We start from the raw sequence: 16206 nt of genomic DNA, 5'->3' as shown, positions 1-16206 counted from the left end.
CAACCTTGTGTTGGAATCTCTGACACGGATGAAACAAATTGAACTCGCGTGGGCCCGGCGCTCGCGGCGTTAATCAGGACACTATGCGTTTAAGCAGTTTAAAACTTTCTGGCTTCAAATCTTTTGCCGACAGCACCACTTTGCAATTTAAAGACAGCCGCACCGCCGTGGTTGGCCCGAACGGCTGCGGCAAGTCCAATGTCATTGACGCCATCCGCTGGGTTATGGGCGAATCCAGCGCCCGCCAGCTGCGCGGCGGCAGCATGCAGGACGTGATTTTTACCGGCACCGCCAAGCGCAAGCCTGTAGGCGCCGCCAGCGTCGAGTTGCGCTTTGACAATACCTATGGCAAATTGGGCGGCGCTTATAACGCCTACAATGAGCTGGCTGTGCGCAGGCAGGTCAGCCGTGACGGCAAATCTGAATATTTCCTCAATGGCGCCAAATGCCGGCGTCGCGACATTACCGATATTTTCCTGGGCACAGGCTTAGGCCCGCGTTCCTATTCAATTATTGAACAGGGCATGATCAACCGCCTGGTGGACGCCAAGCCGGAAGAAATGCGGGTGTTTATTGAGGAAGCTGCTGGCGTTTCGCGCTATCAGGCGCGGCGCCGTGAAACCAATCAGCATCTGGAGCATACCGCGCAGAATTTATCCCGCCTGGAAGATATTGCGTCAGAGCTGAAGTCGCAGCTGAAAACGCTAAAGCGCCAGTCGGAAACGGCGGTGCAGTATAAGGAATTAGAAAAAACCATCCGCACCATCAAGGTTGAAGTGCTGTCTTTTCAGTGCGGGCAAAGCGCGCGCCTGCAGCAGGAATACACCGTGCAGATGAACGCGCTGGGGGAAAGCTTCAAGCTGGTGCGTTCCGAGCTGCATACGCTGGAGCATGATTTAACTTCGGCCAGTGAGCTGTTTCAGCGCCTGATTCAGCAGTCTACGCCCCTGCAGAACGAATGGCAGCAGGCGGAAAAAAAGCTGGCTGAACTGAAAATGACGCTGGAACAGAAGCAAAGCCTGTTTGCGCAGAATTCTGAAAGCCTGATTCAGCTGGAACAGCAGAAAGCCCAAACCAGGGAACGCCTGCAGCTGATTGATCTGCAGCTGGAAACGCTACATGGGCAGCAGGAAGAATATGACGGACAGCTGAAGTTGCAGGAAAGCCAAAGCCAAGCGCGGGCGCAAGGCCTTGCTGATTTAAAAGCGCAGCAGTCTGCTGCGCAGCAGCAATATGCGCTGGTGAAAGCGCAGGTGGAAAAACAGCAGCAGCAGCACATGCAGATGCTGGCGCAAAGCGGGCAGCTGGGCAAAAATATCAGCCGCCTGGAGCAGCAAAAAGATACGCTGAAACAGCAGTCTGCCCAAATTTTTAATCATGGGCAGCAGGATGAACTGCAGCAGCTGGAACAGCAGAAAGCACAGCTGCAGGCGGCCTGCACTGGAAAAGAACAGCAGATTGCAGCTTTAAAGCAGCAGCTGGAGCAGCACAGTGAACAGCAGGCGCAGCAAAAATCCGCCCTGCAGGAATTGAAGTCTGACATTCAGGTGCTGCAGTCTGAGCAGAAAAATTTAAATCAGCTGCTGATCAAGGCCAGCCCGAAAGCGCAGGCCGGCAGCGTGCGCCTGATGCAGGCGCTGCAGCTGTCGCAGCAGGGCAAGGCGCAGGCTTCTTTAATTGAAAAATTCTTGGCCAAATGGCTGCATGCGCAGGTGCTGGACGGCGCAGACGGTTTTCAGGACAGTGTCGCGCGCCAGCTTAAAGCACAGGGCCAGCACAGCAAAATTCAGCTGAATGGCTTGCCGTGTTTGGCTGACTGGATTGAAGCGCCGCAGCATTCGCTTTGGCAGCAGGTTGCGGTGGTCGAAAGCCTGAAAGCGGCCTTGCCGCTGCAGGCGCAGCTGCAGGCCGGGCAGTCGATTCTAACTTTAGACGGCTATCATGCCGGCGCAGACTGGGTGATCGGCCTGCATTATGACGAAGACAGCCAGGCGGGCCAGGGCGCATTAAGCCACCGCATCCGCCTGAGTGAAATTGAGCAGGCCTTAGCGGAAAAGCTGCCGCTGCTGGAGCAGGCGGAATTGTTGCTGCCGGCGCTGCTGAGTCAGGTGCAGGAGGCGCAAAAGTCTTTGCAGGCCGAACAGCATGTGCTGAAAGGCTGGCAAAAAGAACTGCAGCAGGCGGACATCAGCATTGCTAAAGCGCAAAGCGTTGCGCAGGCCTTTGCGGTGCAGCAGCGCCAGCTGGCGGATCAGCTGCTGCAGCTTGATGCGCAGCTGGAAGAAGACGCGATGCAGAAAGATGATTTGGAAATTGACCTGCATGCCCTAAATATGAAGCTGGAACAGGCGCTGCCGAACTATAAAACCCTGCAGTTTCAGCTAGAGGAGCTGACCGGGCAATCGGAAGATGCGCAGCAAAGGCTGCAGCGGGGGCAGCAGGAGCTGGAAATGATCCGCCGGCAGGCGCTGCAGGCCAAGCAGCAGATTGAACTGCTGCAAAAGGACAGCGTGTTTTTAACAGCGCAGCAGCAGCAGATTATGGCGCAAATGGAGCAGGCCAGGAAATTTGCCGACCCCGTGCAGCTGGAACTGCCGAGCCTGCAGTTGCAATATGCAGGGCAGTCGGAAATCACTGAAAAGCTGCAAAAGCAATGGACTGAATGGCAGCTGGAGCTGAACAGCGTGCAGACCCGGCAGCGCGAGCTGACTGACAGCCGCCACAGCCAGCAGCAGCGGGACGAAAAGCTGCGGACTGAGCTGGAAGAAAAGCGCCTGGCATGGCAGGCTGCCAAGTCGGATCTGCAGCATTACACTGAACAGCTGAAAGCCATGAACAGCGAAATGCTGAGCGGGCTGACGATTGATGTCGCCGCCCATCAGCAGAAACTGGAAAAAGCCCAGCAGCAGTTTGATAAACTGGGCGCAGTCAATCTGGCTGCTTCGGAAGAATATGAGGAAGTCTCCAAGCGCCATGAAGAGCTGAGTCATCAGATTGCAGACTTGGAAAAAACCGTAGACCAGCTGCAGTCCGCAATGAAAAGCATTGATCAGGAAACCCGCAGGCTGTTTATGGCGACCTTTGATCAGGTCAATGCCGAGCTGCAGAAGCTGTTTCCAAAAGTATTTAATGGCGGTGAAGCCAGCCTAAGCCTTGAAGACGGCTGGCAATCGGGTGTAAAACTGATGGCGCGCCCGCCGGGCAAGCGCAACAGTTCTCTGGCGCTGCTGTCCGGCGGCGAAAAAGCCCTGACGGCTTTGGCCTTGGTCTTTGCGATTTTCAGGCTAAACCCGGCGCCTTTCTGCGTGCTGGATGAAGTGGATGCGCCTCTGGACGATGCCAATGTGGGCAGGTTCTGTAATTTAGTAAAAGAACTTTCTGAACAGGTTCAATTCATTTACATTACACATAACAAACTGGCGATGACCATGGCAACTGATTTGCTCGGTGTGACCATGCCGGAACCGGGAACTTCAAAATTAGTGACTGTGAATTTAGAACAGGCAAAAGAATACGGCTTAGCTGCGGAGTCATAACATGGAAATCACTACAATCGTCGGGATTGCTGTTGCGGTAATTCTGATTTTGGCCGGCTTGAGGCTGGTGCTGAAAAAGCCGGCGGATGCAGCGCCTTCGCTGGATACCAGCCTGCATATTGACCCGGACAGCCAGCAGCCGGTGATTCCGCGCCATGTCCGCAGCCAGCTGAATGTGCCGGAACAGCCGGATGAGCAGGCCGAACCGGTTTTAGCGCAGCCGGAAGCAGCTTTGGCGCCTGAAGCGCCTGCTGTGAAAGCTGAAGCAGCTGATGCGGAAGCCGCTCCGGAAGCGGAAAAACCGGCTGAACAGCAGCCGGCAGCGGCCAAAGCTGCAGAAAAGCAGGCAGATGCTGCGGAGAAAGCAGCGCCGGAACTCAGCCTGAATCAGATTGAAAAAGCCGAAATCAGTGAATTTGAAGAAGAAAGCAATATTCTGGATGCGCATCTGTATGAGCAGAAGCTGGTGGATGACGAAAGCGCGCTGGCCACGGCGGAAACCTATATTGCATTGAACCTTTACCCTGACAGCCGCGCGCTGTCCGGCGAAAAAGCGCTGAAAGTGCTGATGAAATACGGGCTGCGCTTTGGTGAAATGGCCTGTTTCCACCGCTACAGCGAAGACGGCAGCAGGCTGCTGTTCTCGGTGCTGCAGATCAGCAATGACGGCGCGGCCGGTTTTGACCTTGAAACTTTGTCCACTGAACAGGTGAAAGGCCTGGCGTTCTTTCTGGCCTTGCCGCACAGCGATGTGCAGATTGCCTTTGACACCATGGACAGCGTTTCGCGCCTGATTGCGCGTGAAATTGAAGGCACGGTGTACGACCAGAATAATCAGGAATTTACCCCGCAGCTGCGCGAGCACTGGCGCCATCAGGCGATTGATTACCGTCCGGGCCAGGCTGCGGCGGAAGCTTAGCATTGAAACTGAAGCTGCTGATTTTTATAATAGCGGCGGATTGAGAATTTTTTGAGGGCGGAAGATTTACCGCCCTTTTTTATGGTGAAAATATGACACAGCAAAACACGGTTGTTGCGCAAATGCGCCAGCTGATTCAGCTTCTGGCCAAGCATAACCATGCTTACTATGTGATGGATCAGCCGACAATTGCCGACAGTGAATATGATCAGCTCTTTCACCAGCTGAAAGCTTTGGAAGAGCAGCACCCGGATTTAGTACAGCCGGATACGCCCACTCAGACGGTCGGCGGCAAGGCGTTGCCAAAGTTTGAAAGCGTTACCCATGCGGTGCCGATGCTGTCTTTGGGTAACGTATTCAATCAGGAAGAGCTGTTTGCCTTTGCGCGCCGCGTTGAGGAGCGCCTGCCGAATCAGAACATTGAATATGATGTCGAGCTGAAATTTGACGGCCTGGCGATTTCGCTGTGGTATGAGCATGGCGTGCTGGTGCGCGGCGTGACCCGCGGCGACGGCGAAACCGGCGAGGATATTACCCACAATGTTAAAACCATCCGCAACTTGCCTAAAGTGCTCAGCAGCCCGGCAGCGGATGCGCCTGAACTGCTGGAAGTGCGCGGCGAAGTGCTGATGCCGAAAGCCGGCTTTGAAAAGCTGAATGCGGAGAACGAAGCCAAAGGCGAAAAAACCTTTGCCAATCCGCGCAATGCCGCCGCCGGCAGCCTGCGCCAGCTCGATCCGGGCATTGCCGCTGCGCGCCCTTTGGCATTCTACGCTTACGGCATTGCGCAGTGCGAGCCGCATCATGGGCAGGCTAGTATGTCTGCCAGCCTGGAGTGGCTGGCGCAGTTCGGCTTTGCGGTGGGGGAGCGGCATTTCATCTGCAGCAGCATTCAGGAGGTGCAGGCAGCCTATGAGCAGATTAATGCGGAGCGCCCGGATTTAAGCGTGGAAATTGACGGCATGGTGATTAAGGTCAATGACCTGAAGCAGCAGCAGCAGCTGGGTTTCCTGAGCCGTGAACCGCGCTGGGCCACAGCCTATAAATTCCCTGCAGTGGCGGCGCTGACCACCGTTGACAATATTGACTGGCAGGTTGGCCGCACAGGCACCTTGACGCCTGTGGCGCGCTTGAACCCTGTGGCGGTGGGCGGCGTGACTGTGTCCAATGTCACGCTGCACAATATCGGCGAGATTCACCGTTTGGATGTGCGCATCAGCGATACTGTCAGCGTTTACCGCAGCGGCGATGTGATTCCTAAAGTTGAAAAGGTTTGGCCGGAGTTCCGCCCTGACGATGCTGCTGAGGTGCATTTACCTGAAAACTGCCCGGTATGCTCTTCGCCGGTAGTGATGCCGGAAGGCGAGGCCCTGGCGCGCTGTTCCGGCGGGCTGTATTGCGCGGCGCAGCGCATTGAGGCGATCCGCCATTATGTATCGCGCAAGGCCATGGATATTGAAGGCCTCGGCGACCGCTGGGTGGAGTCGCTGCTGCATTTAGACCTGCTGCAGGATGTTGCGGATATTTACAGCCTGCATGAGCACCGCGAGCAGATGGTGAGCATTGAGAAAATGGGTGAAAAGTCAGTGCAGAATTTGCTGGATGCGATTGAACACAGCAAGAAAACCACACTGGCGGCCTTTATTTACGCCTTAGGCATCCGCGGTGTCGGAGAAACCACCGCGCGCATGCTGGCCAATACCTTCCAGACTTTTGAGGCGCTGCGGGCCGCAGACATTGAAGCCTTGAAGAAAACCCCGGATGTCGGAGACATTACCGCGGAATGGATTATTGACTTCTTTCAGGCGCCGCACAATCTGGAAGTAGTTGACCGCCTGCTGGCTGCCGGCATTCACTGGGATGCGCCGGTTGCGCCGACCCGCCAGCCGCTGAACGGCGAAAGCTGGGTGATTACCGGCACGCTCAGCACAATGGGCCGCGATGAAGCGACGCAGATGCTGCAGGCTTTAGGCGCGCGGGTCAGCGGCAGCGTGTCCAGCAAAACCAAATGCGTGGTGGCCGGCGAAAAAGCCGGATCTAAGCTGGAAAAAGCGGAAAAACTGGGTGTCCGCGTGATGACCGAAGCTGAGTTTCTGGAGTTTGCGCAGCAGTACTAAACGCTAAGCGGATACATATAAATAAGCATGGGGGCTATTAAAAGCCTCCATGCTTTTTTATGTGCGGGAAATAAATATTCAGCAAACAGCCGGATGCATGCGCTTAGGTATTTGGCTTGAGCGGATTTCACTTAATTTGAAAGCGGAGCAATCGATGTATGCCTGACTGTGAATAAGAATGGAAAGTTTCAAATAAATTTAAATAGATGATAATAATTCTTAATAGCATTAATGTATCTTAATGCGTATAATAATTGTTCTCATTTGTTGGTTTTAGAAAATCTTTATTATGAAACAATTTCCAAAGTCCATATTGGTGAAATCAATTTCTTTAATTTTAATTGGCGGGGCATCACAGATTTTATGGGCTGATACGACTTTGCCGACAATTACCGTGGAGGCAGCTGCAGAACAGCAGGCATATGCAAATGGGGCGCTGAAGGATAATGCGGACTTGGGAGCCTTAGGCAGCAAGAAAATTATAGATACGCCCTTTAGCGTTGCCGAATACAGCAGCAAGCTGATTGAAAATCAGCAGGCGAAAACGGTTGGCGATGTGCTGCAGAATGACGCATCTATCCGCGTGACGACCAATCAGGGGCATTTAAATGAAAACTTCAAGCTGCGCGGATTTGATGTCAATCATGAGGATATGTCTTATAACGGCTTCTTTGGCGTAGCGCCTTATGGACGCATGCCGACAGCATTTTTGGAATCAGTAACGGTGCTGAAAGGGCCGAATGCCTTGGTTGCGGGTGTGGCGCCAACAGGCAGTGTGGGCGGTGTTGTTATTGCCAACTCTAAGCGGGCGGATAAAGATTTAACCCGGGTTTCCGCTTCACTGGAAGACGGCGGCTATTACCAGTCCGGATTTGACATCTCGCGCCGCATGGGTCAAGACAATGAATTTGGCGTGCGCGTTAATGGAACCTATGCCGATGGCGAGCATGTTATTGATGGTATGAATGACCGCCTGGCTTCAGGCGCAATTGCCGCGGATTATACAGCCGGCAAAGTGAAAATTAATTTCGATGCCTATGCAATTAAGGAAAACCGCAAGGGCGGTTCGCCAGCTATGGTGGCAATGGGCGGAAATACCAGCCTTAATCAAGTCATTGCGCCGCCTAAAGGCGACAGTAATTATTTTCCGCACTTAGAAGGCAATAGCGACAGCCAGTTTGCCGGCTTATCCGGCGAATATAAATTCAACCCGGATTTAAAAGCTTTTGCCGGGATTGGCTATGTTGAAAAATCATATGACGGCCACCTCTTCGGCACCCGCCTGATTGTGAATAAAGCGGACGGATCTGCATCTTCTCAATATTACCGTGTCGCGTCTGAAGAGCATAATACGGTTGCCAATGCAGGCCTTGAAGCAAAGTTTGATACTGGCGCAGTCAAGCATACTTTAGGCCTGCGAACTGACTATTTGGCCCGGAAATACACCCTGCATAAGAAAGCGACGCAGCAAACTTTCACCACGAATCTTTATGATCCATCCAAGAATGGATCAATGCCGTTAAGCTATCCGGAAGTAGCGCCGCTGGGAGACAATAAATATATCAGCTATACCCTGACCGATCAGCTCTCAATGCTGAACGATAAGCTGCAGCTGATTGTGGGCGCGCGCTATCAAGACATTGATACGAAAAACCTGCAGGCAGGCAAAAGCTATCAGGAAGATAAAGTTTCTCCAAGCATCGGTGTTGTCGTTAAGCCGTTTGGCGACAGCCTCTCGCTGTATGCAAGCTATGTAGAGGGCTTGTCTGAAGGCGCTACCGTGGATAACGCAAAAGACGCCAATAACCGCAAGAGCTTTGCGCCATTTCAAACCAAGCAGTATGAAGCGGGCGCGAAATACCAAAAAGGCACATGGCTGAATACGCTGGCGGTTTATCAAATTGACAAGCCGAGCACAATGACAACTGACTATAAAGACCCGCTGGATAAAAATATCACTCAAATTACAACGGACGGAGCCGAAACGCGTTCGCGCGGCATTGAGTGGGCCTTTTCAGGCAATTTAACGAAAGACCTCAGCCTGATGGGCAGCCTTGCATATATTGATGCTGAATATATCAAAGCTTCGGCAAATATTTATGATCCTGCTGCTCAGAAAACCGCACGCGCTGATATTTCCGGAAATGCGATTTACGGTGTTCCGGATTTCACTGCCTCTCTGGGCTTGGATTATGCTGTGCCTTATATTGATGGGCTGAATGTGAATGCGCGGGCATCCTATGTCAGTGAACAGTATCTGAATGATAATAATACCTTAGAACTGCCGCACTTCACTATTGTTGATGTCGGCGCGCGCTACAAAACCAAGCTTGGCGGCGTGAGCACAACATTCTTAGCCAATGTTGACAATGTCGCGAATAAAAAATACTGGGAAGGTGTTTTTAATCCGAACTACGCGATTATCGGTGGCGCAAGAACTTATAAGCTTGGCGTAACTTTTGATTTTTAAGCCAAATTATTTGGCGTGACCGGAACTTAAAAAGAAAGAGCCGCCTTAAGGGCTAATGCTGATCAGTTAAGGAGTTTCACCGTAAACTCCTTAATTTTTTGGTTATTCACGGCGGAGTCTTATCGTTTTTAAATTCGATATTTGGAGCTCGTTTTGTTCTTTTGTTTCGCCAAAAGAACCAAAAGCATTTGTCATCCGCGAAACCTGTTCACTTCCTGCACTTAAATAGCCTTTTTGCAAAAACAATCCATTTCAAATGCCACGCAGGTTGCGGATGACACCTCCGCGTATCAAATAATATCTTGGTTTTCAAAAGAAAAAGCCAGTCAATTTCTTAACTGACTGGCATTAGCCTTAAGGCGGCTTTTTGCTGAATATCGATTTTTGATTTATGGAATGTATTTTTTCACTACGCCGTCATCCAGCAGCTGCTGAAAATGCTCAGTAATGCTGGCGCGGATATCGCGGTATTCAATGCCTAATTCTTTGCGGCTTTTTTCCGCATTGAAATAAATCGGGTAGCCCATATTGCGCTCAATATATTGACGCGAATAGCCCAAGACCGGCCCTAAAATCTTAAATGCGGCTTTAGGCACATGATTGCGCGGAAAAGGAAATTTATTGCCGAAATGCCGGCGCAGAATTTTGCCCATTTCCAGCAGGCTGAGCGTGCCCCCGCTGACAATGTAGCGGTCATGGGCTGCAGGGTTTAAGGCGGCCTGAATATGCGCATCGGCAGCGTCGCGGACATCCACAATGCCGTTCCACATTGGCGGCACGCCGGCAAGGGTCATGCCGTTGGCAAACTGCTGCAGCACTTCAACGCTGCCGGACTGGGTATTTGGCGTCAGGGATGGCCCCATCACCAGCGCCGGGTTGATGCAGACCAGATCCCAGCGCTGCTGCGCATTAGCCATTTCCCATGCCTTGCGTTCCGCCATGACTTTGGAATAAGGATAGGGCTGGTGGGTTTCCGAACTGGTCGTGTTCCAGTGCGATTCATCAAACTGGTTATGGGCGGTATTTTCAATATCGACTGCATCGCCATAGGCGGAGGCTATGCTGGAGGTCACAACCACACGCTGGACGGATGCGGTTTTATTGACGCTGTTCAGCACATTTTCGGTGCCTAATACCGCAGGCTCAATAATGTCTTTTACCGCATCCTTGAAGTTGGTCACGACAAAAGGCGAGGCCATGTGAATCACCGTGCCGCAGCCCTGCATGGCTTCATCAAACGAATGCGGGCCGAGCAGGTTGGCCTGAAACAGCTTGAGCGTGCCGGAACTTGCGGCAGCGATTTTTTCTAAATGGGCAAAGCTGCTGGTTTTATTCAAATCGCGCACTGTGGCATGCACCGTAAAGCCCTGCTGCAGCAGTTTCTGAATCACCCAGCCGGCAATATAGCCTGTTGCGCCCGTCACTAAAATCGGCGCTTGGCCTGATAAGTCCGTCATGTTTTAAACCATTGTAGTTATTTAATTTATCTCATCATAAAGGCAAAACCGGCGCTTGTCTTTGACTGAATTGCGCCGTGCAGGCAGCAATAGGGCAATGCCGCAGCTCAGCGGGTTTTCCGGCAGCCTGCGCGGCGCTGGCGGCCAGCGCCGCCGCTGAATAAGACGCATTGTTAATCGTTACAAAAAAACTGAATCCGCTGCGTTTCCGCCAATTGGCCTGTGCAGGCAGCGCAAAGTTCCGCAAAGGCTTATTTTTTATGTAGAAATTGCTTGGAATTAGACTGAAAATGCGTATGCTTATCATTTAAATTTTATAAAAATCATAAGCTTACATAATTTAAGCTTTGCAAAGGCAGCCGGATTTGTCCATAATGCTGGAAAAGGGTATGGAGTAAAGAAAATGCGCGGTAATCCAGAAGTCGTAGACTACTTAAATATGTTGATCGGTGGCGAACTGGCTGCCCGTGATCAATACCTGATTCATTCCCGCATGTATGAAGACTGGGGCTTAAGCAAGATTTTTGAACGCATTGACCATGAAATGCAGGAAGAAGCTTCGCATGCAGATGCCCTGATCCGCCGTGTCCTGTTCCTTGAAGGCACGCCGAACATGAACCGCGAAGATATTGTCACCGGCGAAGATGTGGTTTCTTGCCTGAAAGCGGATTTGGCGCTGGAATATCATGTGCGCGAAAAACTGGCGCAGGGCGTGAAGCTGTGCGAGGAAAAAGGTGATTACGTTACCCGCGATATGCTGCGCCAGCAGATGAATGATACTGAAGAAGATCATACCTACTGGCTGGAAAAGCAGCTGCGCCTGATCGAGCTGATTGGCCTGCAGAATTATATTCAATCTCAGATGTAAGAGCTGCCTTTCAATGCTTTCTCCTTAAGGCGAAGGCTGGGATGAGGTGTTCTGAATTTTTAAAAGCCTTTAAATGAAAATTTAAAGGCTTTTTTTACTGCATTATGGCGGGCAGCGGATGCCGCTATGCCGCAGCGCTGGACTGAAAAAATCAGCGGCATTCCTGCAAATGCGGATGAGGCAATTTAAAATCAGCTGCAGTCCCAGTTGTATACGACTTTTGAGAAATCACGCTTTCTTAAATCATCTGGATGGATAAAGAAATTTCCTACGCCTGCATCGCCCCACATAATGTCCTTGCCATCTTCACTGTCGCTGTCCAGCTGAAACAATAAAATATAATCCTGAATTTTATGATTATATTCACGCGGGTCAGACTGGGTGAAAAAAGGATAGCCGCCTAAGCGGTGGCCTGTTCCCGGAAATAATTCGGCATAGGGTTCGAAAAATTCATCATAAAAATCTTCACCTTCATATTGGCTTTCAAACTCATGCAGCTGTTCTGCGGCTAAAATTTTCCGCCCGAAAGCAAAGTCACTGGAACTGATCGCCTGCTGTTCAAGCAGAAAGTTAACAGCGTATTGCTGAGTCAAAGGCAGCGGCAGGAGATATTCATCATTGAATTGAATATCGCTGAAATTCTGCTTCAGCTGCTGAATATCTTCAGTAATATTTTCAAAATACAGGACTCTGAAACCGGATTGAGCCTGCTGATCATCAAAGTTCATTCCGTACAGGTCATCAGCAGCGATGTAAAACTGTAAAATACCCTGCGCCGGAAAATCCGGCAATGCCGGCATTTCGGCTAAATTAATCTGCGCCAATAAGGCTAAAGGCTGGCCTTCACTGTCTTTGGGATATGCTGTTTCCAGGGGAAAATACGGCTGGCCGCCGACTTTGCTTTGCCACAGGCTTAATTCCTGCTGCGGGACTAAAGACATCGTAGCCGCTGGTTTAAGCGTCGCTGAAATTTTTTCTTGATAGGGCTTAAATACGGCGGATAAGGCTGAAAAATCAAAACTCATTATTTAGTCCTTAATTAATTGTATTGGCTAAAAATTAATATAAAACAATTGATTCAATAAAAAACGCCTTATTTTCCAGAAAATTTCTGAATATCCGCCAGAACCTGCCCCGCATGGGTTTGGCTGTTTACGCTGCTGTAGTGGTAGATAATGGTGCCTTGCGGATCAATTAAAAAGGTTTCCCGCTTGGCGATTTTAGCAATGCCGAAGCTGCGGACAATCCCGAACTGATCGGCCAATTGATGGCTGTTGTCCGCCAGTATGGCAAAGGGCAGTCCGAGCTTTGCTGAAAATTTCTGATGGGACGGCACATCATCCAGGCTTACGCCCAGCACCGCGACATTATTTTTAATAAACTGCGGATACAGCGTTTTGAATTGATTGGCTTCCTGCGTGCAGCCGGGGGTGTTGTCTTTAGGGTAAAAATACAAAACCACCCATTTCCCCTTGTACTGCTTCAGTTCATGCCATTTGGCATTCTGATCCTGCAGTTTAAACGCCGGGGCGGTTTTGCCTACCCAGCGTTTTTGATCTGAATCGATTTTGCCAAACAGGGTGTTTTCAGCATGAAGGGCGGGGCTGAAGATCAAGCCGGCGCTGATGGCCAAAAAGCCAAGGCGGAAGATTTTTTTCATTTTCATAAGATCCATTGCATTGTTTTCATAGCCTGCAGCTGCTGAGTTTAGCAAGCTTCCGTTTCGGCGCGGCGTGAATTTTGATTTAATATGGACTCAAACCAGCACAGGTGTATCAACATAAAAAATTGTTAGCTGAACTTATTGATATGCCAGCCAGGAAAAATTAGAAAAATAAGGCTGATGATCTACAAGAACAATGGTGTATTGAAAATAAATCAAAAATGTTCAATAGGACTGTTCAAAAAATTGCGGCAGCTTTGAGATTAGCTCTTTCCTTGCTAAGAAAGCTTTGGATGTGATGTCTTGAAATCTGATAAAAAACTTTTAATTGAATTGAAGCAAAAGGGAAATGAATAATATTTGAGCATTGTTCATCATTCTGTTAGTATTTTTCATTAAAAAATAATAAGGTCATAATAACAATGTTGGATAACATTTTCAGTATTTTAGCGAAGCTTGGCTTCGGGTCACAGAAGCGCGCCATTAGTGTTCAATTTTCAAATGCACAGCTTAATTCTCAACTCATGTTGCAGCGTATTGATGGCTATCATGGCATCAATGAAGGCTTGTCCGCAGAACTGATCTGTTTATCTGCCAATCCTTTTATAGAACTCAAACAATTTATCGGTTGCCAAGCAGCAGTAGATCAAGTTACAGATTCAGGTCAGCTCTTTAGAACCACAGGTATTATTACTGGAGCATCTCAAGGTCAGTCAGATGGAGCATTCAGCTTATATCGCTTAACCATGCAAGATGCTGCGAGCTTATGGCATAAACGGCGTAATAGCCGTGTGTTTATGAATAAGAGTGCCGTTGAAATTTGTGAGGTGATCTTCAAAGAGTGGCAGTCTAAAAGCCCGTTGTTTGCCTCAAGCCTAAAATTAGATACCAGCGGCTTAACCAAGGCTTACGATGTACGGCCTTTTTCTATGCAGTCTAATGAAAGCGATTATGCATATTTAACGAGGCTAATGCGTGAGGAATCAATAAATTGGCTTGTTGATGAAGCAAGTTATATCGTTTCAAACAATAGCCAAAGTATTGAAGCTCAGAAACTCAGATTAATCGATGATAATGCTCAATTTAAGGCAATTGATCGTAGAGCAATTCGCTATCATCGATCTAATGCGGCAGAAAAATATGACAGCATCACCAACTTTACCGCTCAACGAAACTTACAGGCGACAGCTATTCATGTGCAGCGTTGGCAAGCGGATAATTTAAGTCAAGAAGATGCGGGCGGTTCAGTTCTAAATTCGCATAAACACAGTTCACAAAGAGATAATGAAAGTCTCAGCCTAGAACAAGCATGGAATGTATCTCCTGCATGGATACGTGATTTAAAAGGCGAAGATCAAGCAACAGCTTCAAGCGATAGTCAGCTAGATAAACTTAATAAACAGCTTAATCAATATCAAGCTCTGCAAGCTAAATACTTCACAGCGCACAGCAGTGTACGGGATGCCCAAGTGGGTTATTGGTTTCAATTGGTTGATCACCCTGAACTGGAGAAAAATCATAGTTCTCATGACAAAGAGTTTCTCATCCTGAATAAGCGCTTTTACAATCAAAATAACCTTCCAAAAGACATTAAAGATCAAGTTGAAAAGTTATTAGCACTTAGTCATTGGGAAACCAGTAAAGACAGTGATCAGGAGCGTCAAGCAAACGAACTCAATGTAGTGCGTAGAAGTATTGATGTTGTCCCTGAATATGACCCTTTAGAACACCGTCCCGCAGCACATGTGCAGCGTGCCAGAGTCACCACGGATGGTGAAGAAATTCACGTTGATGAATGGGGTCGCATCAAGGTTCGTTTCCTGTTTACCCGTACAGATGATCATTGTCATGATGGTGGTGCAGGTTCAAATGGCAATGATACCGACTCAGCTTGGGTGGATGTACTTACGCCTTGGGCAGGTGAAGGTTATGGTGCGCGTTTCTTGCCGCGTAAAGATGAAATCGTAGTGATTGATTTCTTTGATGGCAATATAGACCGTCCTTTTGTAACAGGCCGAATCCATGAGGCGCAGCGAAATCCAGCCAAGTTTGATAGCAAAGGACAGCTGCCTGATACCAAAAAGCTGAGTGGCATACGTTCTAAAGAAGTAGATGGCGAAGGCTATAACCAACTCCGTTTTGACGACACGATGGGGCAAATCAGCGCTCAACTCCACAGTAGCCATGGTGCAGCCCAGCTGAACTTGGGTAATTTAAGCCATCCAAAAGAAAAGGCAGAAAGTGAAGGCCGCGGTGAAGGGTTTGAATTGTGTTCTGATCAATGGGGAGCAATAAGAGCAGCGAAAGGTATCTTGCTGACTTCTGAATCCTCTGAACAAGCTCAAGGTGAACAGCTCACACGTTCGAAAACATTAGAAAATATTAAATTCCATGCAGATAGCAATAAGTATTTTAAAGAAATAGCAAAAGCACACCAAGTTGATGAGCCTGATTTAGAAGCGCAAGAAATATTAAAGGATAAATTTGATAAATGGAATGAGAGTTCAGATGCTTTGATTGCTTTGCATAGTGAATCAGGAATGATTTTAGATAGTAAAGAAAGTATGCATCTTGAATCAAAGCAAAATATAGATGTGAGTACGCCTGGAAATTTGCAATTTTTTACAGGGAAAAGTTGGATCGCCCAAGCTTTAGATAAAATTACAATCTTTGCCAAGCATGCAGGCATCAAAATTAAATCTGGCGAAGGAGATGTCGATGTTGCTTCTCAAAAAGGTAAAATGACACTCTCTTCCAAGCAGCAAATGCATGTTTATTCACTCAATGATTTTGTAAGGGTTGAAAGTGGTAAAGGCATATTGATCACCTCTGGTGGCGGATATATCAAAATTCAGGATGGAAATATTGAAATCGCTTGCCCTGGTCAAATTGATCTTAAAGCTGGATTGATTAAAACCAATAGCGGCGCATCACTTTCAAGTCAACTCTCAGCTATGCCTGAATTAAAAGCTCAATATGATGAACATTTTATTCTTCATTATCCTGATGGTGCACCAGCAAAAAATTTAAAATATAAAATTACAGCAGATGATGGGCAAGTTTTTGAAGGTATATCTGGTGAGAATGGCAAGACGAATGTATGTACTAAAGACGCCATGGCTGCTTTAAAAATTGAAGTTTTCTCGCCCGAGTAATAAAAAAAATATAGGATGTAA

At 48.9% G+C, this 16206-nt stretch carries 10 protein-coding genes; 7 read left to right on the top strand and 3 right to left on the bottom strand.

Going from position 1 to position 16206, the window contains the following annotated elements:
* The 5 genes from RSA72_RS05420 to RSA72_RS05400 all read left to right on the top strand — a co-directional run.
* Window positions 1–73 (top strand): hypothetical protein (locus RSA72_RS05420; protein ID WP_332632846.1); only part of this gene is annotated, 73 nt, incomplete at its 5' end.
* 10 nt (window positions 74–83) lie between these two features.
* A complete protein-coding gene (gene smc / locus RSA72_RS05415) occupies window positions 84–3536 on the top strand; it encodes a chromosome segregation protein SMC (RefSeq protein ID WP_332632844.1) in 3453 nt (1150 codons plus the stop codon).
* A gap of 1 nt (window position 3537) precedes the next feature.
* The gene (locus RSA72_RS05410; protein ID WP_332622681.1) at window positions 3538–4455 is read left to right on the top strand and encodes a cell division protein ZipA C-terminal FtsZ-binding domain-containing protein; all 918 of its coding nucleotides are present in this window, start codon (window positions 3538–3540) and stop codon (window positions 4453–4455) included.
* A 92-nt stretch (window positions 4456–4547) separates the two neighbouring features.
* Entirely contained in the window at window positions 4548–6572 is a 2025-nt protein-coding gene (ligA, locus tag RSA72_RS05405; protein WP_332622679.1) for an NAD-dependent DNA ligase LigA, read from the top strand.
* 289 nt (window positions 6573–6861) lie between these two features.
* Window positions 6862–9042, top strand: coding sequence for a TonB-dependent receptor (locus RSA72_RS05400; RefSeq protein WP_332632842.1), 2181 nt, complete (start codon window positions 6862–6864; stop codon window positions 9040–9042).
* A gap of 389 nt (window positions 9043–9431) precedes the next feature.
* Here the strand turns inward: RSA72_RS05400 and RSA72_RS05395 are convergent, their stop codons facing one another.
* Window positions 9432–10499 carry an SDR family oxidoreductase gene (locus tag RSA72_RS05395; protein ID WP_332624773.1) on the bottom strand — a complete coding sequence of 356 codons (1068 nt, stop codon included), beginning with the start codon at window positions 10497–10499 and terminating at the stop codon, window positions 9432–9434.
* A 403-nt stretch (window positions 10500–10902) separates the two neighbouring features.
* On the opposite strand from RSA72_RS05395, the gene ftn reads away from it, so the two are divergent.
* Window positions 10903–11367, top strand: a complete 465-nt coding sequence (ftn, locus tag RSA72_RS05390) for a heteropolymeric bacterioferritin subunit Ftn (RefSeq protein WP_068908432.1) — start codon at window positions 10903–10905, stop codon at window positions 11365–11367.
* Between the two features lie 191 nt (window positions 11368–11558).
* On the opposite strand, the gene RSA72_RS05385 is transcribed toward ftn, so the two are convergent.
* Complete coding sequence (locus RSA72_RS05385; RefSeq protein WP_332622045.1) at window positions 11559–12392, bottom strand: YwqG family protein; 834 nt, start codon at window positions 12390–12392, stop codon at window positions 11559–11561.
* Between the two features lie 68 nt (window positions 12393–12460).
* Window positions 12461–13033 (bottom strand): peroxiredoxin, encoded by a 573-nt coding sequence (locus tag RSA72_RS05380; protein ID WP_332622044.1) that lies wholly within the window; start codon window positions 13031–13033, stop codon window positions 12461–12463.
* Window positions 13034–13452: 419 nt separating this feature from the next.
* On the opposite strand from RSA72_RS05380, the gene RSA72_RS05375 reads away from it, so the two are divergent.
* Window positions 13453–16185 (top strand): type VI secretion system Vgr family protein, encoded by a 2733-nt coding sequence (locus tag RSA72_RS05375; protein WP_332622042.1) that lies wholly within the window; start codon window positions 13453–13455, stop codon window positions 16183–16185.
* Window positions 16186–16206 lie beyond the last annotated feature (21 nt).

It is taken from the genome of Acinetobacter sp. (assembly GCF_036659555.1).
Taxonomy (GTDB): Bacteria; Pseudomonadota; Gammaproteobacteria; order Pseudomonadales; family Moraxellaceae; genus Acinetobacter.
The sequence above is the reverse complement of the archived record's forward strand: the minus strand, read 5'-3'. Positions and strand labels throughout refer to the sequence as shown.

Coding starts and splice junctions, on each gene's coding strand:
- smc (WP_332632844.1), top strand. CDS start 84: ATGCGTTTAAGCAGTTTAAAACTTTCTGGCTTCAAATCTTTTGCCGAC.
- RSA72_RS05410 (WP_332622681.1), top strand. CDS start 3,538: ATGGAAATCACTACAATCGTCGGGATTGCTGTTGCGGTAATTCTGATT.
- ligA (WP_332622679.1), top strand. CDS start 4,548: ATGACACAGCAAAACACGGTTGTTGCGCAAATGCGCCAGCTGATTCAG.
- RSA72_RS05400 (WP_332632842.1), top strand. CDS start 6,862: ATGAAACAATTTCCAAAGTCCATATTGGTGAAATCAATTTCTTTAATT.
- RSA72_RS05395 (WP_332624773.1), bottom strand. CDS start 10,499: ATGACGGACTTATCAGGCCAAGCGCCGATTTTAGTGACGGGCGCAACA.
- ftn (WP_068908432.1), top strand. CDS start 10,903: ATGCGCGGTAATCCAGAAGTCGTAGACTACTTAAATATGTTGATCGGT.
- RSA72_RS05385 (WP_332622045.1), bottom strand. CDS start 12,392: ATGAGTTTTGATTTTTCAGCCTTATCCGCCGTATTTAAGCCCTATCAA.
- RSA72_RS05380 (WP_332622044.1), bottom strand. CDS start 13,033: ATGAAAATGAAAAAAATCTTCCGCCTTGGCTTTTTGGCCATCAGCGCC.
- RSA72_RS05375 (WP_332622042.1), top strand. CDS start 13,453: ATGTTGGATAACATTTTCAGTATTTTAGCGAAGCTTGGCTTCGGGTCA.